Raw genomic sequence first — 25,275 nt, 5'->3', positions numbered from 1 at the left:
ATTAATACAATTTAAATAATGAAAAACAGAAAATATAGATACTGTCTAATAGCTTTTGCCACAATGCTCGTTATGGCTTGCAGTACTAAAAAAACGTATAAAATCAGTTCTCCTGAAAAGATCTCTGAATTAACTTTTGAATTAACGCCTTCTGGACAGCCTCAATATAGTTTTTCTTCTAACGGAAAATCGGTTATTGAGCCTTCTCTTATGGGATTTGAATTTCAGGGTTTAGCTAAAATGACAGATGGATTTGAAGTTGTTTCGACCGAAGAAAAATCGGCAGATGAAACTTGGGAACAGCCTTGGGGCGAATTCAAAAAAGTTAGAGATCATCATAACGAACTGATTGTTCACTTAAAAGAAGCAAAAGGCGAGGAGCGTTTGGTCGATATTATTTTTAGAGTTTTTGATGATGGAGTAGGATTTCGTTATGAATTTCCAAAACAGCCTCATTTAGGAAAAGTGAAAATCTCTAACGAAGTAACACAATTTACTTTTAAAGATAATAATGAAGTTTGGTGGATTCCAGTTCACCGCGAAAACAGTTATTACGAAAGCGAATACCGTAAAACGTTAATGAGTAAAACTGATACCATCAATACTCCAGCAACTTTTGAAACCAAAGACAAATTATATGTCGCTATTCACGAAGCGAACCTAACAGATTTTGCTTCAATGACGCTTTTAAAAACCACAGACAAGCAATATAAAAGTGATTTGGTGCCGTGGGCAGATGGTGTAAAAGTATACGCAGAAACACCTTTTAAAACACCTTGGAGAACTATTGTGGTTGGGAAGAATCCTGGGCAAGTAGCAACTTCGACCATTATGCTGAATCTTAATGAGCCTTCAAAAATTGAAGATTTATCTTGGATCACACCTTCAAAATACATTGGAATCTGGTGGGGAATGCACTTAGAAAAATATACTTGGGGACAAGGCCCAAAACACGGTGCAACAACCAAAAACACAAAAGAATATATTGATTTTGCTGCGAAAAATGGTTTTGACGGAGTTTTGGTTGAAGGATGGAATGAAGGATGGGATGGTGACTGGACTGCAGATGGTTCTGCATTTAGTTTTGTAAAAGCGTATCCAGACTTTAATTTGGAAGAAATTACCAAATACGCGGCCGTAAAAAATGTTCGTTTAATTGGACATCACGAAACGGCTGGTGCTACTAAAAACTATGAGAACCAGTTAGAAGAGGCTTTCAAACTGTATCAAAAAATGGGAGTGAATTCGGTTAAAACGGGTTATGTAAATAAATATTTGGATAAAAAAGAATGGCATGACAGCCAGTACGGAGCACGTCATTACAGAAAAGTAATCGAAACGGCGGCTAAATATCATATCATGATCGATAACCACGAACCAATGAAAGGAACGGGGTTACAGCGTACGTATCCAAACTTTATGTCACAAGAAGGCGGAAGAGGACAAGAATATAATGCATGGTCTGTAGATGGAGGAAATACGCCAGAGCATTTAACAACTTTGCCTTTTACCAGAATGCTTTCTGGACCGTTTGATTACACACCAGGGAATTTCAATTTTGATTATAAAACACCTTCTGGAGCAAAAGTGCAAACCACTTTGGCCAATCAATTGGCCTTGTACGTGATTATTTTCAGTCCGTTGCAAATGGCATCTGATTTACCTGAAAACTATGAAGGAAAACCAGAATTTCAATTCGTAAAAGATGTGCCTTGCACTTGGTCGGATACTAAAGTTTTAGATTCTAAAATTGGAGAATACACTACAATTGCCCGTAAAGATTGGGACGAGAAAAACTGGTATTTGGGTTCGATCACAAATAGAAATGCAAGAGACTTAAAAGTAGCGCTTTCGTTTTTAGACAAAAACAAAGAATACGAAGCAGAAATTTATGCAGATGGAGAAGGAGCAAATTATAAAACCAATCCGTATCCAGTTACAATCTCTAAGCAAAAAGTAAACAGCAAAACTGTTTTAAATATCAAATTGGCAGCTGGAGGAGGAACAGCAGTAAAATTCACTCCAATCGAAAAATAGTTTTTTTAAGATTCTAAGATGCTGAGAATCTAAGTTTCTAAGCTTCTGAGATTCTAAATTTATAAAGTTTTATTTTGAGTTAAGTAAGTTTAAGTTTGGTAATAAACCCGATAGCTGGAGAGTTATCGGGTTTATTTTTTTGTTTCTAGTTTCTAGTTTCAAGTTTCAGGTTTGATAAGCTTTGAGTATAATTTTTAACGCAGAGAGCGCAAAGATTTTCGCAAAGTTCGCAGAGTTTTTTTGAGGTGGGTTTTTGAGAATGCAAAGTTCGCAAAGCTTTTTGATGAAATTTTAATCTCGCAAAGACGCAAAGTCGCAAAGAATATAAAAAACTTTGCGACTTTGCGTCTTTGCGAGAATATTTCGTTCAGCTAAAAAAAACTTTGCGCTCTTTGCGGTAAAATTATGTTCATAGCTTTTTTCCACAAAGCTTTGAAATAAAAACTTTGCGAACTTTGCGTAATCCTTAGCGCTCTTTGCGGTTAAAAAAACTTAGCACCTTAGAATCTTAGCATCTGAGAGAGAACCTTTATCTAGTAACTTTAACATGCTTACCGAAAGTGTAAACCGCTGTAAGCGTTGGCCCGTTATATCCCCATTTTAAGAAACCATTTAATCGGTCTTGAACCGTATCTATTCTAAAGTTCAAGCCAGTATAACCTGCAGTAAGACTAAAGTTATCTACAACATTATATAAAACCGATAAATTGTAGCTTATGATTCGGCCATCGGTTTCATCAATTTTTACGGCAAGATAATTTACGTTGGCATATAAACCCCAGCGTTTTCCAAGAACAAATTCACCCCAAATTCCAACATCTGGCAGTGGCGCAGTAAAATCAAAAGTATCACGATATTCGACACTTTGCGTATTAGCTTCTAATTTTAATCCTAAATCTGCGAAAAGAACATGCGCCCCAATCAATAGACCAGCTTGATATTTAGGTTTAGATAAAATAGCATACCCATAAGCAATTCTAGCAATCTGTACATTAAAAGTACCTTGAACCCTTCCGTCCAATGGGTAAGTATGATCTCCGAAATTAATATCTCTTTGCAGTGTTTTTGTTGCAGTTCTGTCTAATACAAAATATTCAAAACCTAATCGAGATCTTTTGGATATGCGCCAATCAAATGTTCCTAAAAAGGATACAGTCGATTTAGAAAATCCTAAATCATTTTCAAGATCAATCTCAGTTCCTATATTTCCGTTGTTGCCTTCAACTTTAACTTGAGTATTATTTACAGGAAAAAAAGCGCCAGCAGTAACTTTAAAACGTCTATTGTGCCAGGGCAGATCATCTAAAGAACTATCTTGAAAATCGTCTTTTTCAGTTTTAAAAGTTGTTAAGCTATCCTCTTTACTGGCTTCAGCAACAGTTTGAGCGTTTAACGGAATCCAAAGGAGCATCATTACCAAAAAAATAAATAATTGTTTCATCAGATTAATTTTTAAGTTTTTATTAGGCAATATTTAACATTTAAAGTTAGTAAAAATAATCGTTCATTTTTCTTTTTTTAGCCGAATTATTTTAGTGAATGAATTGTATATCAGTAAAATAAGGATTTGTTTTAAAAATAGTTGACATGTCAATCTTTTTTGTAATTTTGCATCATGGAAAAAAAACATGCCGATAAAGAAAGTTTTTCAAATTTTTGGAAAGAAGAAATATCAGATAGTTTCTTCTTTCAGATTCATCGTATCAAACGCGCAATTTTCAGGCGTACCAATGCGTTAATGAATGAAGCTGGAATTACCTTACAGCTAGAACAGTTGCCATTGTTGATGATTTTGCATCATAAAAGTCTTTCGCAGAGAGAATTGTCAGATAAAACAATGCGAGACAAATCATCTATTTTAAGAAGTATATCAGCACTTGAAAAAAAGAATCTTGTTGAGGTTGTAAAAGATAAAATAGACAAACGTAAAAATATTGTAAGTCTTACTGATGAAGGAATTTCGTTAGCAAAAAGCATTCGCTCGCTGATGAAAAGGGCAGAAGAAGAAGTAATGTCTGTTTTTTCTCCAAAAGAAAGAATTGAAGCGTTGAATGCGGTACGATCTTATGCAGACAAGCTAGAAACTCTTTAATTTTTTTTGAACTTTAAAAGTTGATATGTCAACTGATTTTTGAATAATTATTTTGAATAAATGAAAAAAAATGAATTATTAGAAGGGCCAATCCTTTCTTCATTATTAAAATTAGCCGTTCCGATTATGATTGCTAATTTATTACAAGCAGCATATCAGTTGGTAGATGCTTTTTGGGTTGGGCGTCTGGGCGGTGATGCCGTTGCCGCGGTCTCGATAAGCACGCCTGTAATATTTTTAACCATTGCTTTAGGAACTGGATTGGCTATTGCGGGTTCTATTTTAATTGCTCAATATTTTGGAGCAGGAAATCAGAAAATGGTCAACCACGTGGCAGCACAGACTTTGTCTATGGTGATTATTGTATCTGTTTTCTTGTCGATTATAGGCTATATTTTGAGTCCGTATTTTTTATATCTGTTGAAGGTAGAGCCTGCAGTTTACGTAGATGCTTTAGGTTTTATGCGAGTGGCTTTTGTGGGGCTTGTTTTTAGTTTCGGATTTATGATTTTCCAATCGATTATGCGTGGAGTTGGGCGTGTAACACTTCCTGTTTATATTGTTTTAGGAACTGTTATATTGAACTTTGCCTTAGATCCGCTGTTTATTTACGGATGGAAATTTATTCCAGCTTTAGGCGTAAAAGGGGCGGCTTTGGCAACTTTATTTACACAGCTTTTGGCTATTATAATTGGATTTGCAATTTTGTTTAGAGGAAAACACGGAATCCATCTCCGCATTGCCGATTTTAAACCTGATTATAAACATATCAAAAGAGCGTTTGAAATTGGTTTTCCGTCTTCAATTGAGCAGTCAATGCGTGCTTTAGGAATGATGGCAATCACATTTTTGATTGTTCGTTTTGGTACATTGACAGTTGCTTCTTATGGTGCGGGTTCCAACTTGATTCAGCTCATTCTAATTCCAGCTTTGGGTTTGTCAATGGCGATTGCAACTCTTGTTGGGCAAAATATTGGAGCTGGAAATGTTGATCGTGCAGCTGAAATTTCAAAATTAGGAGCTTATCTGGGTTTCGGATTATTGACTGGTCTCGGAATCATTGCTTTTATTTTTGCGCCGTATTTAATCGCCTTTTTTGTTCCGAATGATCAAGCCGTTATTGAAGGTGGAACAGAGTTATTGAGAATTACTTGTCTCTCTTGGGGATTTTTAGGCATACAGCTTTGTTTAACTGGTGTTTTTCGTGCTGTTGGAAATACAAAATTGCCTATGATTCTAACTTTGGTTTCACAATGGGTAATCCAGTTTCCGCTGGCTTTTATTTTGTCTCATAATACTTCTTTAGGTAAAATTGGAATCTGGTGGGCTTTCCCCATTGCTTCTGTTGTGACGGCTTTAATTACTGTTGTCATATACATAAAAGGCGATTGGAAGAAAGAAAGACTTACAGGTAAAACCAATAAACTGATTGATAAAGTGGAAAGCGAAATAGTGAAGGAAGGGTTTGATATTTCGAAATAAAAGGGACTAAGGTTCTGAGATACTAAGTTTCTAAGGTTTTTTGAAGACGCACTGATGTGCGTCTTTTTTTAATTTTTCTTACATTTTTATGTTAACGAAGAAACAAATTTTCAGTATCTTTCAAACTTTGCAGCTAAAAACTTAGCACTTTAGCATCTCAGAACCTTAGCACCTTTTAAAAATGACCAAAAATCTAAAACGTTATTTCATAAAATCAGTTATTATATTAGCCTTAATTCATTTAGCTTACTTTTTATACGGTTATTTTACTTTTAAGGGACTAAAGAATATTAACATCTACACCGAATTTTACCGATTCAAGTTTTACGATGACATTTCAATTTCGCACTTTTTTGTAAGTGGTTTGTTTTTGCTTTTCTTTTTGTTTTTTCTGATTCGAAATCATTCTAGAGAAGGCTATAAAGGAGGGAATCTGTTTAAAATCGCGGGTTGTTTACTTTTTATTTCATTTCTGACTTTTTCGTTTTTTATTAGCTATAGTTTCGGAATGAATGCTAAACTGAAATCAGAATTGTCTGAAAAGGATTTTAATAATGACAAAAAACTGATCAATGTCTTAAATCCGTTTTTATACGCATACACTTCTTATAGTTCTGATAAACTATTTATTTATGAGAATATTTTATACCCAAAACCTTATCCCGTAATTAAGGAAGATGATACAATTGTACCTGGTGAATTTCCGATTATAGAAACCAATTATTATAGCATTGACACCATAAAAGCTTTAACGAGTACTTTTGATAAAACGAAAAGTAAGGCGGATAGTATTTTTGATATTATCGGTTTTGATAAAGAAGAATTGCACAAAAGAGTGATCTCAAAAAGAATTGTGGGAGATAGCACAGAAATTATTTTTAAGAGTGTTTCCGTGCATCCAGAACATGATGAGGATATTTGTATTTTCTTAGAAAATAAGTCTCTATTTAATCCTGTAAAAGGAGATTCTGTAGATAAGCAAAAATATAAAGTAGCTGTAGATCGCTATAAATTGCTATACAATGCTAAGAAAGATTCATTAACGTATACTTTTCAAAGATTAGATACGCTTTTAAGAAAATACAATATAGAAACAAATTTGATTCCGAAGTTGCTGACTCAAGATGTATACCACTACAGAGATAATAAAGATGAACCGCTTAATGGAATTAGAAATAATTTTGATAGAAAAGCTTTAGCAGAAAAATTTAAAACTTTAAATAAGTTGTTTTACGAGCCAAATTATTTGCATCCCAATATCGCTGCAGTCTATTTTGCTGTAATTGTTGCAGTTGGCGTATTGCTGTTTCTGTTTTATCTTATTTTCAATAAAAAGAGAGTTCAATAACAATTACAATATCAAATTTCAATGTCAATGTCAAAAATCAATGTCAAAAATCAATGTCAAAAATCAATGGCAATGGCAAAATTCAATAATTAATTTTAAAAATTAAAATTGATATTGTTATTGAACTTTGCTATTGTAATTGCTATTGTAATTGCCATTGTAATTGCCATTGAATTTTGCCATTGAATTTTGCCATTGATATTGCTAAACTCTATGATAATCTGCTTTCCAGTGCACAATTGCTTTTTTGATTGCATCGCCTGTTAAGCTGTTTTTTAAAGTATCTTCAACAAGCGGAACCAATTCGTTATCTGGCGCAAAGCGTAAAGCAAAAATCTGATCGTCTGTAAGTTTGTATTCAAATTCTTCGAATCTTTTGCCTGTTAGAGTAAAATAGCGGTAGCGCATTTCTAAGCGTACAATTCGGTTTTGCAGTGTTAAAGCATAATGCTGGCGCAGCATATAAGCGAGTGCAAAAAGAAATACAAAAGCCACGCTGATAAATGTCCATATTAAATGATCTTCCGTCGTAATGGCCAAATAAATACTGGCAATCAAGAACAAAATTAAAATGGGATAATATATAAAATGATGCGGAGTATAAAACCGTATATGATTATAATATGTCTGGATTTTCATGTTTTTATCTTTTAATGGTAGCCTATAAAAACAAAACTACTCTATATTTCTATAGAGTAGCTTTTTCCCAAAAATAAACTAACATAACCAATGTTCTCTTTATAGACTAAACTTTTTACAGTTTGCTTTGTCAATTTTAATAAGAAGAAAGCCTTTCCATTTCGTTCATTAAATCTTCACTATGGCTTATTTTTCTTTGATGTAAAATTAGATCGAGAGCAGATGATTTTTGTTATACTTTAAACAGAAAAAGTTACATGATTTCAATATTTGCATTTTAATTGTATAAAATACAGGTCTTTATAATAAGGTTTTAATGATGTTCCATTCGTATAATTTATCCTGAAAAGTCTTGCCAGCATTGGCCGGACTAGTTGATGGAAGTGTGAATGTTTTGTATTCTTTTGTTAAGTGAACATATTTTTTAAAAAACGAAGCTGCTTTTTGTCCGTTAAAAAGAATACTTTCTATTTGAGGATGAGTTGCCAAGAAATCTTCAAAGTCATTTGCTATTTCGTTTTTGATGGCACTGTCCAAACTTCCAACTCGATCACAAAATTGTAAGACATCCCAAAGCGCAATATTGTTTTTGATTAATAAGTTTTTTCGCATTTCGTAATCAGTAGAAAACTCTTCTTCTAGAATCTGAAACATAAACTTCCAAAAGTTATTCTGATTATGACCATAATACTGATTTAGCTCTAAAGATTTTATTCCAGGCATCGTGCCTAAAATGAGAATTTTAGAAGTTGGAGAACTAATAGGGGCAAAGGAGAAACTTTTCATGCTGGAATAAATAGATATGTTAAAATAAACATTTATAAGGAATTATAAAACAAAACCGAAAAATTATATAACATTTTTGGCGTGTCTTTAAACGAACTTTGAATTTCAGATTTCTAGAAAATAATCTGTTTGGCAAATTATAATTTTAAATCCGGCAAACCATGAAAATAGTTACTATAAATACAGAAAAAACTCAAAATATATTTGATGAACTTCAGACTAGTTTTGGCGGAAAAGTGAATTTTGATTTAGACGAATATGCACTTGAAGTAGAAAATAGTTTTGCAGAAGGTTCTATTATTGGAGCTTCCTTTAATGATAATATCTCCTATGTTCAGTTTGATATGACATTTTCTGCAGATGTGAGATTGGATTTTTTAAATGTAAAATCATCGCCTATTTATTTTGCTTATTGTTCTAAAGGAAACCTTTCGCACAGTTTTGGATTAAATGGTGAGGAACGAAAATTAAAAACTTTTCAAACCGCAATTGTAACCTCTAAACAAAACCAGGATAATGTGCTGTTTTTTGAAAAAGGTAAAAAGACAAAGCTCACATTAATTATTGTTGGTACTCAGATTGATGTTGCAAGTCAAACTCATTCTTTGAATCAGCAGGTAAAAGATACTTTTTTTGAAAATAATCAAGTAACAGATTTCTTTTATATTGGTTCGTATAATTTGCAGATTGCAGAAAAAATAGAGCAACTTAATTCCATCACACAAAAAGGAATTGTGAGAAATTTGCTGAAAGAAGGCATCATGAGAATTATTTTGGCAATGGAAATCCAGCAGCATTCAGATGATTTGCACGCTTTCGCAAATGAATCAAACGGATTGACATTAAGAGAAATGGAAGAGATAAAAGAACTTTCAGAGTTTATAAAAACAAGTCCAGAAGAGGCATTTTCTATTAAGGCCTTAAGTAAAAAATCTGGTTTGTCTCCAAATAAACTTCAAGAAGGTTTCAAAATGATCCACAATCGCACGGTCAACGATTATATCACGCACATGCGCGTTCTAAAAGCCGAAATTCTAATTAGAACATCTGATTTAAATATTTCAGAAATTGTATACTGCATTGGTTTCACCAGCAGAAGCTATTTCTCTAAAATATTCAAACAAAAATTCAACTGTAGCCCAAAAGAATATAAGTTTAATTTGAATTCGTTGGCTATTACGGCCTAGCGGCCGGAGTTGCTAAGTTTCTGAGATGCTAAGATTCTAAGTTTTTTTTGAGAAAACTTATATTTCACCATCTTAAAAATAAATACTCTCGTTAGCTTAAAAGCATAATATATTTAAGTTGCTAAGGTTCTGAGTTGCTAAGGTTCTAAGCTTTTTTAAGGAAAATTTAGACCCTTAGAATCTTAGCAACTTAGCCTCTCAAAAAAAAGTACTGTCGCTAGCTCTAAAGCACAATATATTTTAAGTTGCTAAGGTTCTGAGTTGCTAAGATTCTAAGGTTTTTTTAAGGAAAACTTAGACACTTAGAATCTTAATAACTTAGCCTCTCAAAAAATACACACTAAGGTTCTAAGATTCTATAGTTTTCAAAAAAAACTTAGAATCTTAGAACCTTAGTTTCTTAGTATCTAAAAAAAAAAGATATATTTGCATAACTAGTTATATAATTAATTATTTGTTATGGAATTTTTTGATAAAGTTGGAAAAGCGGCATTAGGAAGCCGTTTGCGTTTAATGACTGCTGTTGTTACAGATGATGCTGCGAAAATATATGAATTGTATGGGGTTGAATTTGTACCGAAATGGTTTCCTGTATTTTATACCTTGGCAGAAGAACGCGAAATTACCATTACTGAAATTGCTAATGAAATTGGACATTCTCAGCCTTCTGTCAGCAAAATTATTCAGGAAATGATTGGTGCTGGATTGATTGAAGAAAGCGCAAAAACAGAGGATAAGCGCAAGAATAATGTCGCACTTACCGAAAAAGGAATTTTGATTTCGAAGAAAATCAAACAGCAGCTAGAAGATATTGATGTTGCGATTGAAGATATAATTGCCGAAAGCAAGCATAATCTGTGGGCTGCACTGGAAGAATGGGAGTTTTTACTGGAGCAAAAATCTCTGATTAAAAGAGTTCGTGAACAAAAGAAAAAGAGAGAAAGTAAAGACGTGAAAATAGTTGATTATAAGCCAGAATATCAGGAAGCTTTTAGGGCATTGAATGTAGAATGGATTTCAACTTATTTCGAAATGGAAGAAGCCGATTATAAAGCGCTCGATAATCCTGAAGAATATATTCTAAAAAGAGGAGGGAAAATTCTTGTGGCTCTTTATGAGAATGAACCTGTAGGTGTCTGTGCTTTAATTAAAATAAATAATTCTGAATATGATTTTGAGATGGCAAAAATGGCCGTTTCTCCAAAAGCACAAGGAAAAAGCATTGGCTGGCTTTTAGGTAAAGCTATCGCAGAAAAAGCAAAAGAATTGGGAGCAAAAAAAATATATTTAGAAAGCAACACCATCTTAAAACCCGCAATAAATCTCTATTATAAATTGGGTTTCGAAAAAGTTTTCGGCCTGGAAACTCCGTATAAAAGATGTAATATTCAGATGGAGTTGGTACTTGGTTAAGTTACTGAGGTTCTAAGATGCTAAGACTCTAAGAAAAAAACTTAGCAACTTAGTATCTTAGAACCTTAGCATCTTTCTATCTTCCAAATCTATAATAATCTAAATCTGTATTTTTTTTATTATTAAGTGAATCTAAGATTGAATTCATTCCAATGACGCTAAAAGTGATTCCGTTACCTCCGAAACCCAAAATGTAATGTTCGTTTTTTCTCGGATTAGGTTTTCCGAAATAGGGAAGACCGTCTTTGGTTTCTCCAAAAGTGCCTGCCCAGGAATAATCAATTTTAAAATTTAAATCAGGAAATCTTTTAAAGAATTGTTTTAAAAGATACGTTTCTTTTTTAGGAAGCAATTTATCTCGTTTCGCTGCGTCTTTAAAATCCTCATCTCCGCCGCCCATTATGATGCGATTATCATCTGTAGTTCTAATGTAATGATAAGGAGAGGCTGTATCCCAAAAAATCGTGTTTTTAAAATTCTCTGGAAGATCAGACTGACTTTCAGAAGTGATAACATAAGTACTTTTTAAATCAACTACTTTTTCTTTTAGCGTTTCTGTACTTTCGTAACCTGTACAATGTATAATATGATCTGCTGTGATAGAAAATTTAGTGTCAGTGGTTGCAATAATTTTGCCTTTTTGATGCTGAATAGAAGCAATATTAGTTCGGTCAAAAATCTGCATTCCTTTTTCATGGCAATGAAATAGAAGATCGGTTGCCAGTTTAAACGGATCCATAACAGCAGCGGTTTTAGATTCTACACCAGCAATTGCATTCAATCCCATTTTTTGCAATTCGGATCTGCTTAACCAGCTGATTTCGAAACCATGCTGCTTTCTAGCTTTAAATTCATTTTTTAAAAAAGGAACATCTTTTTTTAGAGTAGTAAAATAGACGCTTTTTTTAAACTCAAAACCACAATCGCATCCCACAGTATCAATTATATTTCGAAGATCGAAAATGGCTTTTTTTCCATTTTGATAGCTGTCTATGGCACATCTAGCGCCGCGAAGTTTTATGAGCTGATGCAAAGGAACATCAATTTCGTACTGCAATAAGGCTGTACTGCCAGAAGTGCTTCCGCCGCAGACATCCCTGCGGTCGACAAGAACAATTTTTTTTCCTTCGTTTAATAATTTGTAAGCTGTTAAAGCTCCTGTTATGCCGCCGCCAATAATCAAAATGTCGGTGTGGATATCAGAATCTATGGAAGGATAACTTTGTTTTATGGCATTTTTTAATGGCCAATACGTTTCAGTAGAGCTCAATTTCATTTTTTGGTTATTTTTTTAGAGGTGTTTTTGGTAGTCTTTTTAATAGTATCTGGTTTATTTTTTTTCTCTTTTTTGCGACTATGAACTTCTTCTGCTTCGGCAATAGAATGTGATGTTCTAATCGTTTTATCTTTTTTGGCCAACTGGCTTAAATGATGGTAATATTTCTGAATAATCTTCATCTCTTCCTCGGTCATATTTTCGACATCAACAAGACTATTACTCGATAAATCATTGGATGCCACTAGCTCGTTTAATTTTAACTGAATGGCAAGGGAATCTTTATTTTGTGCTTTTTGAATCAAGAAAACCATTAAAAAAGTGATAATAGTTGTGCCGGTATTGATTACCAATTGCCAGGTTTCAGAATAGTCGAAAATTGGCCCTGAAATAGCCCAACCAATAACAAGAAAAAGAGCTCCAATAAAAGCGGGTGTGCTTCCAGCGGCTTTAGAAACTTTTGAAGCAAACTTCTCGAATGAACTGTTTTTATGCTGAGATTTTGAATTCATTTCTATTTTGTTTTGGATTTGCTAACTTTTTCTTTTCGAATTACCTTATTGTTTTTTTCATCGTAAACAGCCGGATTAATTTCTTGTCCTGTTTTACTGAATATTTTAATTTTTGGAGCGTCGTGTGTTCCAGTAATTACAATTGGAAAACCTATAATTCCGAAAAGCGGAAGTCCTAAACGCATTCTTAAATCCAGAAGTCCATCAAAGCTTGTAGTTCCTTTAATAGTTGGCCTAAAACTAGCTACGCTAAAGGTAAATGGCTCAATATTTATAAGATTCTTATCTATAGTCGATTTGATTTCAATTCCCTTCATGTCAGGATTGTTCAAACCATTTTGTCCTGTTTTAGAACTAATTCCATCAAAAAGTTTCAGACCCTTAATTTGAACATCACGTAAATTAATGGTTCCCCCGCCGTGCATAGATTCGTAAATTGGCCCCATATTTCCGTTCAAATCTCCTTTTACTTTATAGTCAACAGAGATTATTCCGTGCGCTTTTTCAGCGGCGGTAACCATATCATGAAACATCGGGATTTCTTTGTAAGCTCGCTGAACATCAAAGTCTTTTGCTGTAAAATGAGCATCAAAATGTGCAGAGGTCGGAGACTCGTCTTTATACAATGCATTAATCCCTAAAACACAGTCAATGATATTAAAGGTAATATTTTCTAAGTAAAATCCTTCTTTTTTTATACCTATTTTTCCATTCAGTTTGTTAAATATCAATTTATTGTATTCTATTTTGTCTGCATTTGCATTTAAAGTGACATTTAGGTTTTCTGGAATAATGACCACGCCACTCATTTTCGGATGATCTTCTTTAGCATATTCGACTTCTAGGTTTCGGTCTTTATTTTCGCCTTCTTCAAGCGCCATAAATTCATCTACATTAATCAGTTTTGATTTTAAGTTGAAATTGCCGCTCAAAGTCCCTTTTGATTCTAGGAAATAATTGATGGTATTGATCAGATAACCGTTGATGTCAAAGTCTGATTTTCCATATGAAGCATTGAATTTTTCGAACCACATTTTTTCATTCTGAAAACGGAAATTCCCTTGTTTGATATAGAAAGCTTTTGGAAACAATTCTGAAGTGGCTTTTATGTTTTTTAGCAGCAATGTTCCTCTGTTGTCCAGTTTATCGTACTGACCCGTTGTAGCATAACTTTGTTTTCCTTTTAACGAAAGATCTGCTTTGGCGTAGCCTGTTAAATCCAAACCTTTTTGGGAGAAAACCTGATAGATTCTGCCTACATTCAATTCTCCTTTAATTTTTGCATTATAAGCCAAATCGCTAAAATCGGATAAAGTGGCATTGACATAAACCGGATTTCCTTCAAAAACAAATGAAAAAGGTGCTACAGCAACGATTAAATCCTGATAGGTTCCCGCTTTATTCAGCATATTGGCTATAAAAGTGATGTTGGTAATAGGATTGGGATAATATTTTGTTTTAAGCCAGCCGTTTCGCAAAGAAATGCCTCCAATCGTTTTAGGAAATAATTTTTTAGTGGTGCTAAAAACGCCTCGAGCCTTAATATCGGTTTTCAAGATTCCTTTCAAATCCATATTTTCTAATCCTAAAGCAGCATCAACAACAGCAAGGTCTAATGCGCCCTTCACGCTTGCATTAATCGACATTTCGCTTAAACCTTTGCTGTGCAGATAGGCATTAAAATAATCTTTTTCGCCCACTTTAAATTTTAATGTTCTCAAATTAACCAGCAATTGTTCGGTATCTAAAGATGGAAGCATAGCATTTAGATCCATTTGAAAATCGGTTAAGGGAACTGGAGCATTTTTATAATTTACTGAGCCTTCATTAATTTTTAAATTGAAAGCTAAGTTTGGTTTTTGTTTTTTCTGAACGTTATAATCTCCTTTAAAAGTCAGCAGTAAATCGCTTCGTCCCGAAATCTCTGTTCTTTCCAGCCATGTTAAATATTCGGGGGGCATTACAGACAATAAATCTTTTACCGTTGTATCTTCTGAAGCCGCTTTAATATTGATTTTGTAGCCATCTCTTAAAATGGAAAAAAGACCAGTAAACTTTAAGGGCAGTTTATTGATATGAAGTTCATTTTTCTGAAGAATAAAGGAAAGGGCGTGTGTATTGATTCGGGTAATTAAATCGGCGCTGACTTTTTTCTTTCTTAAGTAGCCAGTTCGATCATAATAGAAATCCAGTTCATCAATTTTAGCATCTGTTGCTAGGTCAAAAATATCTTCGCTCAAATTTCCTTTTCCGATATAATTAAAGCCTTTTGCATCAACTAAAATCTTTGCCGAACGGTCGTTATATTTTACGTGGCAGTTTTGTAAATCGATGCGTTCCAATCGTATTGCTGTTCCTTCTTCTGGAGCATTTGGATCTTCTTTTTTGTTTCGATCTTCGGGTGCCACATAAATATTATAATTGGCCTGACCTTTTTGGTTGACCATTACATTTATTAAAGCATCTGAAACATAGAGTTTGTTGATTTTAACTTCGTTGTCAAAAAGCAGCCTTTTGATATCAATTCCAAATGCAACCTGATCGGCTCTTAATAAAGTATCATTGCTGAAAGGTTTAGAACCCGTTAAAGATAAATCGTCTAGCGAAACAGTCAATGATGGAAAATGTGTAAAAAAGGAAAGTTTAGATTTTGTAAATTCCAATTTCGTATCCAGACGTTCGTTCGCAATTTTCTTCACTTCCGAAGCAATTTTTCCAGGAAAAAGCAGCGGAATAATAAACAGCAAAAACAAAATTACCGCAATCGTAATTCCAGTAATTTTTAAAACTTTTAAGGCGGTATGTTTGAATTGACTTGGCATATAGTTTTAATTGTGAATTGTAAATTGTGAATTGTGAAATGCTGGGTTTTTATAATGTTTGTCCTCCTGAGCGAAGTCGAAGGATCGTGTTTTACAGTGCGTATCCTTCGACTTCGCTCAGGAAGACATAAAATGAGAATTGGAATTTGGCATTTTAAAAATTTGGAATTTAATTTTTAGTTTCTGCCTTTTTAGCCTCTTCCTGCTTTTGCTTTTCTTCTTTCTCTTTTTGTTCCTTTTCTTTAGCAGCTTTTTCTTCTTTCTCTTTTTTAGCTTCTTCTTGCTTCTCCTTTTTCTCTTTTTCTTTTTTCTTGTAGTAGCCTCTAAAAAGGAAATTGCTTTTTGCCGCTTCCATATTTTCACTGAAACCTTTTGTACCTGTTTCTAGATTAGAAAGCGTATTAGAAACGCTGTTGGCCATTTTATCATCTTTAACCAATCTTGCCAAAGCGCCGTTTCCGTTGTTCATGCTGTGACTAAAAATGGCTATTTCGTCTGAAATCACGCCAATATTGTCTACGCTTTTCTTCACGCTTTTCATAATATCGTGCATTTCAATTCCGTCAACAGAAGCAATCTGCCCGTTGTCTTCAATCTCTTTTTGAGATTTAGCGCCTGGAGAAATAGTCAAAACTTTATCGCCCATTAAACCATCTGACCCAATACTGGCCGTGGCATCCGTTTTAATGAATTTTCGAACTTCTTCTTTCATGACCAAAACAACTCTTACGGTCGAGTCATTTTTTAACTGAATTTGTTCTACTGTTCCAACATTAATCCCAGAAAAGCGAACATTATTTCCGACTTCTAAACCGCTTACCGTTTTAAACTGAGAGCTAATATGAAAGGTTGAACCAAAAAGATTTTGCTGTTTTCCGATAAAATATACGGCCATTATAAAAAGCAGTAAACCTATCGTTACAAACATTCCTAATTTCCAAGTATATCCAGATTCCTTTTCCATGATTTCTATTATTTTATTTTGCTTTATTCAAAAAATGAGCGTACCCATTCGTCTTCGTCTTTTTCTAATTCTTCGTATGTTCCTTCGGCATGAATTACACCTTCTTTTAAAACTACAATTCGATCGGCTGTCATTTTTGCGCAGGCCATATCGTGAGTAATAATGATGGAAGAAGTTTTTTGTTTGTGTTTAATATCCAAGATCAATTCGCTGATTTCTCTTGAAGTTATCGTGTCCAAACCCGTTGTGGGTTCGTCGTACAAAATAATTTCTGGTTTTAAGATTAGCGTGCGCGCTAGACCAATTCTTTTTTTCATACCGCCTGAAAGTTCAGAAGGCATTTTGTCTACGGCATCGGCAAGTCCTACACTTTCTAATGCTTCCATTACTTCATTATCGACTTCTTCTTGGCTTAAATCGCGTTTGTGTTTGGTCAAGGTAAAAGCGAGATTTTCTCTAACGGACATCGAATCGTAAAGTGCCCCGCTTTGGAACAAAAAACCGATTCGGACTCTAATTTCATTCAGCTCGCTTTTTGAAATATTAAGGACATTTTCATCAAAAACTTTAATTTCGCCTTTGTCTGGTTCAATCAATCCAACGATACATTTTATCGTAACTGATTTTCCCGAGCCTGAACGTCCTAAAACCACTAAATCTTCGCCTTTATTCAAAGTGAGATTTACGCCTTTTAAAACGGCATTATCTTTTCCAAAAGTTTTATGAAGATCTTTAATCTCGATAATCGGAGTTTTATCTTTCTCTTTTGTTTTGGGTTCTTTATGTAGTTTTTCTTTCATCATTTTAAAAGAATAAATCGGTTATTTGTACAGCAACCATATCTATAATAAAAATGCTCAACGACGCTGTTACAACAGCAGAATTGGCAGCCTGACCCACACTTTCTGTTCCGTTAGAAGCATTAAAACCTTTATAACAGCCAATCATTCCGATAAAAAATCCAAAGAAGAAAGTTTTAATAGTGGCTGGAAACAGATCTAGAAATTCTAAGGATTGAATGATCTGGGTTAAAAATCGATAGAAGTTGACATCGCCATGAATGTTAATGCCTACATAACCACCAATGATTCCGACAGCATCGGCAAAAAACACTAAAAGCGGAACCATTAAAGTACAGGCTAGCACTCTCGTTACCACTAAATAGTTATACGGATTAACGGCAGAAACTTCCATAGCATCAATCTGTTCTGTTACTTTCATTGATCCTAGTTCGGCTCCAATTCCAGATGAAATTTTTCCAGCACAAATCAACGCAGTAATTACAGGTGCAATTTCTCTTATCAGCGAAAGCGCCACCATTCCAGGAAGCCAAGATTCTGCACCAAATTTTACCAACGTTGGACGCGATTGCAGTGTAAGTACCAATCCCATTATAAAACCGGTAATTGCGACCAATGGCAGAGATTTATATCCTATAACATAACATTGTTTTAGAAACTCCTTGGTCTCATATGGCGGAATAAAAACCTCCTTAAAAAACCTTTTGGCGAATAAGGTGGTCTCTCCAATTTCGGCGAATGTATTTTTAATTGCAAGGATCAAAATGTTTTGGTTTTAAGGTGAATGATGTGAAATGAAAATCAATTATTTAACAGTTTTTTCAAATCATTAAATTATAGAGGAAAGTTAGCTCAATACTTGTTAAAATATATTACACAACTTTTCATCAGCCTTATATAATTTTCATAAGCTCACAATAATTAAAACACTTTGACGTTAGTGTCCGCAAACAAAAAATCCCTTTCATTAAGAAAGGGATTTTCAGGGTTTAAAAAATGAAGTATTTGGTTAGCTCCAGTATTTTTTCTTATAAATTTATAGCAATGCCGCTTCGTGATTTTTGTATCGGAATAACACGCGATTGTGACATGGCTAGTTTTTCCATTAGTAATCTTGCGGTTAAATAGCAAACAGTAGATTCTGCACCTTGGTTTAAGTTTACATTGTGTTTCTCAAGTCCGTCATAACCGCCGCCGCTTACAGGATTATACATAATCTGATTTAAATGATTTTTACCTAAAAACCAATTAAAGGCCGCTTTCATTTTCTTTTTATATTCTGGTGTTTTAAAGGCATTATAAAATGCATTTAAAGTTTGAATTGTGTAAGTAACATCAATTGGCTGTTCACCGTATTGATCAGGCTCTGACCCTTTATGATGCCAACTTTGGTTAGAAATGGCTTTAAAGTTTCCGTCGACAAATGTTTTAGAAATTAAGAAGTCTAATGAATCTAGTGCTACTTTTTTATACACCGGTTTATTGGTAATTAAATAAGCATACAGCATTGATTCTGGTAGAGTTCCGTTTCCGTAAGTCAGATAATTTTCAAACCATTGCCAATCTTCTGTTGCGGTGTCTTCATAGTTGGCCAAAAGTTTAGCATTCAGTTTATTGATAATTGCTGCAACGTATAAATTAGGAACTGTAGTATGGTACAAATACAAACCTTTTGTTGCAAAACCAATAGAACGTGGCGACTGAATAGTTTCAGTCCATTTTAAAGAGTTCAATAAACATTTTGTTGCTTTTTTTGTAATAGCTTCAGGAAGAATGTCTGACATTGAAACAACGGTTCCCAGCGCCCAAATAGCTCTTGCATTTGAGTCTTCTAAATTTACTTCGGCATTTTGCTCAATATGTTCGCGGTTTTCCTGATCGACATAATTGATAAAGTCTCCTTTTGGCTTTTGACAGCGTTGAATGAAATCTAAATAGATTAAAATATAAGCTAGATCGTCTTTGTCCAGTGTTTGTTTGTAATGCATACAGAAAGCGATTAAAGCTCTGGCATTATCATCTAAAGTATATCCTGAATCTAGATCTGGAATAGAAATTTTACTGAACTGAATAATTCCTAATTCTGTCGTTAGTTTTTTGATATGTTTTAACTGAATAGGAGGATAGCTGTATTTTATTTCTGACGGATTTTTGATCAGGTTTTTGTATGTATTCATATGAGTTATTGCAGCATTTTCCCAAGAAGAAGCGCGCATTTTTGTAAAAGAATTGATGCCCATTTCATGTCTCAAATTCTCATCTCCAATCAATTTAATTGCCGCCTCGGCAAATTGATCGACATTTCCAATATCAACTAAAATACCAGAATCTGGAGTTAATACTTCTTTGGTATGCGGAATTTTAGAAGCCACAATCGGACATGCACAGCTCATGGCATAGGCAAACGTGCCGCTTACCGCCTGATTCGGGTCTTTGGATGTAAACATGTAAATATCTGTTGCTTGTAGATATTCTAAAAGTGCATCGGTATCTAAATATTGATTGACAAAACGAACATTATCCTGAAGATTCAATTCTTTTACTAAACCTTCTAATTTGTCTCTATAAGTATCGACACCATCTTTTATTAAATTGGGGTGTGTTTTTCCGATTATCAGATATAAAGCGTTTGACGCCTTTTCGATAATTTTTGGTAAGGCCTGTAGGCCTGTTTCTATATTTTTACCTTCGCCCAAAAGGCCGAAAGTTGAAAGTACTAATCTGTCCTGAATATTCAATTTTTCTTTTGCCTTTTCCGGAGTTTCATATATTACAATATGGGTTCCGTGGGGTACGCAAGTAATTATTTCTTCATCAATAGCATAGTCGTTAATTAGTATTTCTTTAGATTTATTAGTCATTACAAAAACCGAATTGCTGTAGCTCAACAATAGCCTTACAAATGTTCTCAATTCGTCATTTGGGTTCGGAATAACACTGTGAAAAGTATACGTAACAGGGGCTTTAATAACATTTAAAAAATCTAGAAGATCATCTCCGTAATTTCCTGAAAACAAACCAAATTCATGCTGAATATGAACTAGTTTCACAGCTTCATCCTTATTGATTTCTTCTGCTACTTTAGTATATTCTGTTTTATTTTTTGTGTTTAAGGTATAAGCCTGTGTCGGATACTCCTTTGGTTCATTAACCAGTTCGCAAATTTCACATTTTATAGATTTACCGTAAACATCTGTAATTCCTTTTATGGTATCTTGTGTATAAGTTGCTATGCCGCATTGCGTTGGCGGAAAAGTAGATAAAAAAACTATTTTTGATTTATTTGATATTGTCTTCATGAGAATTCTTTTTTAGCTCGGTTAATAACTCGTTCAGGTTCAAGGAGGCTACCGCAATTTTATCATCGGCAGCGCCATAGTAAATATATAGTTGGCCGTCAAAAATGGCTGTTCCTGTCGGGAAAACCACATAATTGACATAACCATGTCTTTCATAATATTCAGAAGGAGTAATAATGGGTTTTGGCAGTCTTGCTATAACTTTTGAAGGATCTTCTAAATACAGTAAAACAGCGGCGGCATGATAAACCAATCCTTTTTCTCTTCTTTCGGCAGCATGATAAATTAAAAGCCAGCCATCTGCTGTTTCTATTGGCGGGGCTCCTGGACCGATATGACTTGTTTCGTGATCATATTTAGGTTCCATTACAATGTAATCTGGAAGATTTTTTAAATAGTTTTTCCAAAAATCTTCTGTTAATTCTGATTTCTTTTCAAACGAAAAAATTTGAATAGATGGAAATATGCGATGCAAGGCAACAAATTTTCCATTGAATTTTTTCGGAAAAAGAACTACATTTTTATCCCAAACAAACAGATTCTCTTTAATAGTTTCTGTCAGCGGATAATTTCTTTCGGTATTAAAAGCCAAAATCTTAGCGATACTTGGATTCTGTAAATGCTTACGAATCAAATTTGTAAATTCGTGAAGCATGAATTTTGGCGTTATAATTCCTTTCTTTTTAAAAACTTTTAAATCTTTTGAAACTGCCAATGCAGCACAGGCGTTAATTCCGTCATAAGTGACATAAGTCATGTAAAACCTATCGTCAATTTTGGTAATTCTCGGATCTTCGACACCATGAATTTCATAAATATATTCTGGTACAAAAGTGGGCTGTGTATTTCTTTCGACTAAAGTGGTTGGTCCTTCAAAACGGCAGTAACCAATGGTCGAAAAGTTTCCTCTTTTTGCAGCTCTGTAAAACATGTGAACAGTATTTCCATCTTGATAAATCGCAGGGTTTAAAACACCTAATTCTTCAAAAGTTCGATCTGTTTTTTCTAAAATGACACCATGTTTTTTAGCTTCCATCACTATGGTTAAAAATTTTATCTAAAATTACTTTAGTATAGAAGCGGCAATTAATCCAATCGATCAAAAAATTAACTCAAAAGCATAAACATGGTAATTCTGTAAGGCTTGCAAATAATAGTGAAAGTGCTGTGTACTCTGGCTTTAGTTTAATTTTATAGGGATAACAATTAAGCGTATAGAGTTAATAAGATTTGTAGGAATAAAAGAACTTTGAAATACACAAAAAAGGCTTATAAAATAGTCATATTAAGAACTTAAAAAATCAATACTATGTTACGTTGGACAGTTATATTTATTATTCTTGCTATTATAGCTGGAATTTTTGGTTTTGGTGGTATTGCTGCCGGAGCTGCAAGCATTGCAAAAGTTTTATTCTTCATTTTTTTAGTCCTGTTTATCATTTCATTAATTACAGGAAGAAGAAAGGTTTAATTTTCTTTATAAAGGTTCAGAGTAGCAAGGTTCAAAGTTTTTGACTTTTGCACCTTTGAGCCTTTGTCACTTTGTACCTTTTTCTAATACCATTTAGCGTAATATTTTCTCGTTATAAAAGCAATCGGAATCCCGACACAGCAAATTACAATAAGAATAGAAAGCAAAAGCGGAAAATCTAAATTTTTCTCGGGTAAAACAGGAAAGACAATGGGCAGAACAACAAGATTCATGATTACCCAAATAAAGAACCCGTATGAGACTCCCGACAATAATGTATTTATTTTAAAAAATGGGATGTAAGGGAAAATCTTAAAATAAAACCAAGCAAAAATAAAAGCAATTAAGAAATGAAGTCCCAAGCCCACAAAAGTCATTTCTGTCCCTGCTGTGTACGCTTCTTTTTTAAAAATACCGCTTGCAATAGACTGTAAAATTTTTTCTGCTGTTGTTTTATGTAATATTCCTGCATAAATCAAAATAGCGGCAGTGATGTCTAATGTTCCTGCAACTAAACCAGATGAAACAATGGTTCTAACTTTTGATCTCATAAAAATAGTTTTAGTTAAATACTGCTCTATTATTTTTTAATGTATTCGTAAATCGATTTTAACTGATGTGTATGTCTCTGCGCATGTACAATGGCAAAACGAAGCCATTCGTAAATTGTGAAATGTTCAAATCCAGGTATTTTAGCGTCCAGACAAGTAAGCGTTAAATCGTATGTTTCTGCCGCTTCAAACAAATCATTTTGTATTTTTTTGATAGAAGCTAACAAAGTGCCTTTTTCATATTCGATATCTGGGGGCTTTATATTTTCGGGTGATTGGTATTTGGTAGCGAAGTCTAAAAATATAGCATCTAGAGCTTTTACGTTTTCATCAGGTTCTCTAGTTGTTTTTTCTGTTTTTCCTGCAAAAAGCATAGTCAGACCAGAGCAGGCCAGAGTAATATGCTGTGTGGTTTGACCAGCAGTCCAGCTCCCTTCAAACGGAACAATATTGATTTCTTCTTTTGAAAAAGAGGAAACTAAATCATGCAATTTAGTGTAGGTTTCCAGTATGGTATTTTGAATAGCGCTCTTCATTTTTTTTAATTTTAGAAATAGAGAATTCGACAGTTCATGTTTACCGATTGGTTTATTATAAAACCTCAGTACATTATCTGTGAAATTTAATTTATAGAATTAGGGAAACTGGTACTCCTTCAAATATACAATAAAAAATATTAAAATACTATAAATCAAGTATTTGAGAAGTGTTAATTTTTTAAGGAAGGGCTTCGCAGAAGTAACCGTGTGAATTTAAAATATCGATAATTTTTGTATTCGAAAAATCGGATGCATGAATACGGAGGATTTTGTCGCAATCTTCTAAATCGAAGTTGATCGAGCTGTCTGGATAATGCTCAAGAAGCTTCTCAATGATGATCAAACATTGAGCAGCTTCTTGAACATTTGTTTTAAAAACTTCAATCATAAAGTTTTGGTTGTTAGAGTGCTATGTTTTTATAACGATGTATTCTATGATATGTTACATACGATACAATTAAAACGGCAAAAACGATTAGAGGGAAGAATCCTTGAAAACCGATTCCGTCTACTGCAAAATGACTTATCGAAGCAAAAATAAAATCGAAAGCAAATCCTGCATAAGCCCATTCTTTTATACGTCCCGGAACTTGTGGAATAATTAAAGCTAAAACTCCGAGAATTTTAAATACAACTAATGCATTTCCAAAATACTCTGGATATCCTAGATGTTTGATTCCTTCCTTGGCCAATTCAGTTTGAGAGGTTAAAGCTGGCATAACGCCTTCAAATAAAAAGATTAAAATAGTAGTAGTCCAAAAAATAATTTTTGTTGTCTTCATTGGGTATTTGTTTTAAATGGTTATTAGTTAATGTATTACAAATGTACTATTCTTATTTTTTCATGAAATACCTATTTATGACTATTTTGGGGGCATTTGGGACAAGATTTTGATTTTAGATTTTAGAATGTAGATTTTAGATTTTAGAGTATAGAATATAGAATATAGAATATGGATTTTAGATTGAAAATAGTTCTCGCAAAGGCGCAAAGGCGCAAAGTTGTAAAGGTTTTAAGTGTCTTCCTGAGCGAAGTCGAAGGATCGCATGCTGAATCTATTTAGTGTGCTTAACTGTACGAGTGCTTCGATTTCGCCCAGCATGACATTAAACATGAAGAATTATAATTAAAAAACCTTTGTCAAAGTTTCAATGAAAATAACTCACACAAAGACGCGAAGCCGCAAAGAAAAATAACTTAAAAAAGTAAACTTTGCGACTTCGCGTCTTTGCGAGAGAATTAATTTGCTGATAAATTGGAATTTTAAAATTTGGAATTTAACTCAGTTGGTAATTCGTAATAGTAAACAAATCCTCAAAACCTAATCTGGTATAAATGCCTTTTCCTAAAGCAGAAGCTTGTAGTTGTGCATATTTACAATTGGCATCAATAGCTTCGTTGATGGCGAATTTCATGATTTCTTCTGCAAAACCTCTTTTGCGCATTTCTGGAATAATACCAACGCCGTGAATACCCATTGTTTTTCCTGTTTGAAAAAGTGTTAGTGTTCCAATCGCTTTTCCTTCAAAATGAACCAAATAAAATTTGACATTTTCATAATTATGAACCAGTGTTTCTTTACTAATGACATAACTAAAAGATAGCGGATAAATATCTGACCAGGTTTTGGCATCTTCTTCATTTAGAACTCTTTTGAAAGTAAGCTTACTTTGAAGCGGAAATTTTTGACCTAATTTTAAAGCCATTGCCACAAGATGAATACGGATATTAAAGCCGTTTTTTTCAAAAAATGATTTTGAATTGCTGCCAAAAATATCCCAGTATGGAATAACCAAACCAGGATTTTTCTCCATGATTTCCATAATCTGCGTAAAGCTTTCTTCGGTAATATCTTCTCGAAACCATAATCTATTGGGCCAGCCTGAATTTTTTATTTGACTGAATTGGAACGGATCATTTTTATGATAGGAAAGGAGAGGAGTTGCAACAGTTTTCCAAAGTGTGGTAAGATTGTCAATATTATCTTTGATGAGATCTTTATTTTTCATTTTTTTTGGATATCGAATTAAATCTAAAACAAAGATAAAACGAGCTT

At 33.7% G+C, this 25,275-nt stretch carries 23 protein-coding genes; 7 read left to right on the top strand and 16 right to left on the bottom strand.

Annotated elements, in window-relative coordinates:
* The first annotated feature begins 18 nt into the window (after positions 1-18).
* Entirely contained in the window at positions 19-2,037 is a 2,019-nt protein-coding gene (locus QLQ95_RS23930; protein WP_482501986.1) for a glycoside hydrolase family 97 protein, read from the top strand.
* 529 nt (positions 2,038-2,566) lie between these two features.
* On the opposite strand, the gene QLQ95_RS23925 is transcribed toward QLQ95_RS23930, so the two are convergent.
* Entirely contained in the window at positions 2,567-3,478 is a 912-nt protein-coding gene (locus tag QLQ95_RS23925) for a hypothetical protein (protein WP_095931665.1), read from the bottom strand.
* A 174-nt stretch (positions 3,479-3,652) separates the two neighbouring features.
* On the opposite strand from QLQ95_RS23925, the gene QLQ95_RS23920 reads away from it, so the two are divergent.
* From QLQ95_RS23920 to QLQ95_RS23910, 3 genes are all read left to right on the top strand, one after another.
* Positions 3,653-4,129: a MarR family winged helix-turn-helix transcriptional regulator gene (locus QLQ95_RS23920; RefSeq protein WP_095931628.1), complete on the top strand. Its 477-nt coding sequence runs from the start codon at positions 3,653-3,655 to the stop codon at positions 4,127-4,129.
* 60 nt (positions 4,130-4,189) lie between these two features.
* Positions 4,190-5,611 carry an MATE family efflux transporter gene (locus tag QLQ95_RS23915; RefSeq protein WP_482501985.1) on the top strand — a complete coding sequence of 474 codons (1,422 nt, stop codon included), beginning with the start codon at positions 4,190-4,192 and terminating at the stop codon, positions 5,609-5,611.
* A gap of 181 nt (positions 5,612-5,792) precedes the next feature.
* Positions 5,793-6,959, top strand: coding sequence for a hypothetical protein (locus QLQ95_RS23910; RefSeq protein WP_482501984.1), 1,167 nt, complete (start codon positions 5,793-5,795; stop codon positions 6,957-6,959).
* 204 nt (positions 6,960-7,163) lie between these two features.
* On the opposite strand, the gene QLQ95_RS23905 is transcribed toward QLQ95_RS23910, so the two are convergent.
* Both QLQ95_RS23905 and QLQ95_RS23900 read right to left on the bottom strand, forming a co-directional pair.
* Complete coding sequence (locus QLQ95_RS23905; protein WP_428238454.1) at positions 7,164-7,598, bottom strand: DUF6526 family protein; 435 nt, start codon at positions 7,596-7,598, stop codon at positions 7,164-7,166.
* Between the two features lie 300 nt (positions 7,599-7,898).
* Positions 7,899-8,384 (bottom strand): DNA-deoxyinosine glycosylase, encoded by a 486-nt coding sequence (locus QLQ95_RS23900; RefSeq protein ID WP_428238453.1) that lies wholly within the window; start codon positions 8,382-8,384, stop codon positions 7,899-7,901.
* Positions 8,385-8,545: 161 nt separating this feature from the next.
* Here QLQ95_RS23900 and QLQ95_RS23895 point away from each other — a divergent pair, with 161 nt between their 5' ends.
* Positions 8,546-9,571, top strand: coding sequence for a helix-turn-helix domain-containing protein (locus tag QLQ95_RS23895; protein ID WP_320494694.1), 1,026 nt, complete (start codon positions 8,546-8,548; stop codon positions 9,569-9,571).
* Between the two features lie 459 nt (positions 9,572-10,030).
* The gene (locus tag QLQ95_RS23890) at positions 10,031-10,984 is read left to right on the top strand and encodes a bifunctional helix-turn-helix transcriptional regulator/GNAT family N-acetyltransferase (protein ID WP_320494693.1); all 954 of its coding nucleotides are present in this window, start codon (positions 10,031-10,033) and stop codon (positions 10,982-10,984) included.
* A 76-nt stretch (positions 10,985-11,060) separates the two neighbouring features.
* Here QLQ95_RS23890 and QLQ95_RS23885 read toward each other — a convergent pair whose 3' ends face one another.
* The 8 genes from QLQ95_RS23885 to QLQ95_RS23850 form a co-directional block, all read right to left on the bottom strand.
* On the bottom strand, positions 11,061-12,260 hold the full coding sequence (locus tag QLQ95_RS23885; RefSeq protein ID WP_482501983.1) for an NAD(P)/FAD-dependent oxidoreductase: 1,200 nt from the start codon (positions 12,258-12,260) through the stop codon (positions 11,061-11,063).
* Entirely contained in the window at positions 12,257-12,772 is a 516-nt protein-coding gene (locus QLQ95_RS23880) for a low affinity iron permease family protein (protein WP_482501982.1), read from the bottom strand. The genes QLQ95_RS23885 and QLQ95_RS23880 overlap by 4 nt, the downstream gene beginning before the upstream one ends.
* 2 nt (positions 12,773-12,774) lie before the next feature.
* Positions 12,775-15,594 (bottom strand): AsmA family protein, encoded by a 2,820-nt coding sequence (locus QLQ95_RS23875; RefSeq protein ID WP_482501981.1) that lies wholly within the window; start codon positions 15,592-15,594, stop codon positions 12,775-12,777.
* Positions 15,595-15,763: 169 nt separating this feature from the next.
* Positions 15,764-16,558, bottom strand: coding sequence for an MlaD family protein (locus QLQ95_RS23870; protein WP_482501980.1), 795 nt, complete (start codon positions 16,556-16,558; stop codon positions 15,764-15,766).
* Between the two features lie 23 nt (positions 16,559-16,581).
* Positions 16,582-17,358 (bottom strand): ABC transporter ATP-binding protein, encoded by a 777-nt coding sequence (locus QLQ95_RS23865; RefSeq protein WP_371611641.1) that lies wholly within the window; start codon positions 17,356-17,358, stop codon positions 16,582-16,584.
* Positions 17,359-17,362: 4 nt separating this feature from the next.
* Positions 17,363-18,121, bottom strand: a complete 759-nt coding sequence (locus QLQ95_RS23860) for an MlaE family ABC transporter permease (protein WP_095931616.1) — start codon at positions 18,119-18,121, stop codon at positions 17,363-17,365.
* A gap of 265 nt (positions 18,122-18,386) precedes the next feature.
* Positions 18,387-20,657, bottom strand: a complete 2,271-nt coding sequence (locus tag QLQ95_RS23855) for a glycosyltransferase (protein ID WP_482501979.1) — start codon at positions 20,655-20,657, stop codon at positions 18,387-18,389.
* Positions 20,638-21,693 carry a glycoside hydrolase family 130 protein gene (locus QLQ95_RS23850; RefSeq protein WP_482501978.1) on the bottom strand — a complete coding sequence of 352 codons (1,056 nt, stop codon included), beginning with the start codon at positions 21,691-21,693 and terminating at the stop codon, positions 20,638-20,640. The genes QLQ95_RS23855 and QLQ95_RS23850 overlap by 20 nt, the downstream gene beginning before the upstream one ends.
* A gap of 273 nt (positions 21,694-21,966) precedes the next feature.
* Here QLQ95_RS23850 and QLQ95_RS23845 point away from each other — a divergent pair, with 273 nt between their 5' ends.
* On the top strand, positions 21,967-22,128 hold the full coding sequence (locus QLQ95_RS23845; RefSeq protein ID WP_008467744.1) for a DUF1328 family protein: 162 nt from the start codon (positions 21,967-21,969) through the stop codon (positions 22,126-22,128).
* Between the two features lie 83 nt (positions 22,129-22,211).
* Here QLQ95_RS23845 and QLQ95_RS23840 read toward each other — a convergent pair whose 3' ends face one another.
* The 5 genes from QLQ95_RS23840 to QLQ95_RS23820 form a co-directional block, all read right to left on the bottom strand.
* Positions 22,212-22,679, bottom strand: coding sequence for a DUF1440 domain-containing protein (locus QLQ95_RS23840; RefSeq protein ID WP_095931613.1), 468 nt, complete (start codon positions 22,677-22,679; stop codon positions 22,212-22,214).
* A 29-nt stretch (positions 22,680-22,708) separates the two neighbouring features.
* Positions 22,709-23,215 carry a DinB family protein gene (locus tag QLQ95_RS23835; RefSeq protein WP_482501977.1) on the bottom strand — a complete coding sequence of 169 codons (507 nt, stop codon included), beginning with the start codon at positions 23,213-23,215 and terminating at the stop codon, positions 22,709-22,711.
* Positions 23,216-23,396: 181 nt separating this feature from the next.
* The gene (locus QLQ95_RS23830) at positions 23,397-23,606 is read right to left on the bottom strand and encodes a hypothetical protein (protein WP_095931611.1); all 210 of its coding nucleotides are present in this window, start codon (positions 23,604-23,606) and stop codon (positions 23,397-23,399) included.
* A 13-nt stretch (positions 23,607-23,619) separates the two neighbouring features.
* Positions 23,620-24,000, bottom strand: coding sequence for a DoxX family protein (locus QLQ95_RS23825; protein ID WP_095931610.1), 381 nt, complete (start codon positions 23,998-24,000; stop codon positions 23,620-23,622).
* Positions 24,001-24,496: 496 nt separating this feature from the next.
* Complete coding sequence (locus QLQ95_RS23820; protein WP_482501976.1) at positions 24,497-25,228, bottom strand: GNAT family N-acetyltransferase; 732 nt, start codon at positions 25,226-25,228, stop codon at positions 24,497-24,499.
* Positions 25,229-25,275: the final 47 nt, after the last annotated feature.

Source organism: Flavobacterium sp. B330r (assembly GCF_056824325.1).
The sequence above is the reverse complement of the archived record's forward strand: the minus strand, read 5'-3'. Positions and strand labels throughout refer to the sequence as shown.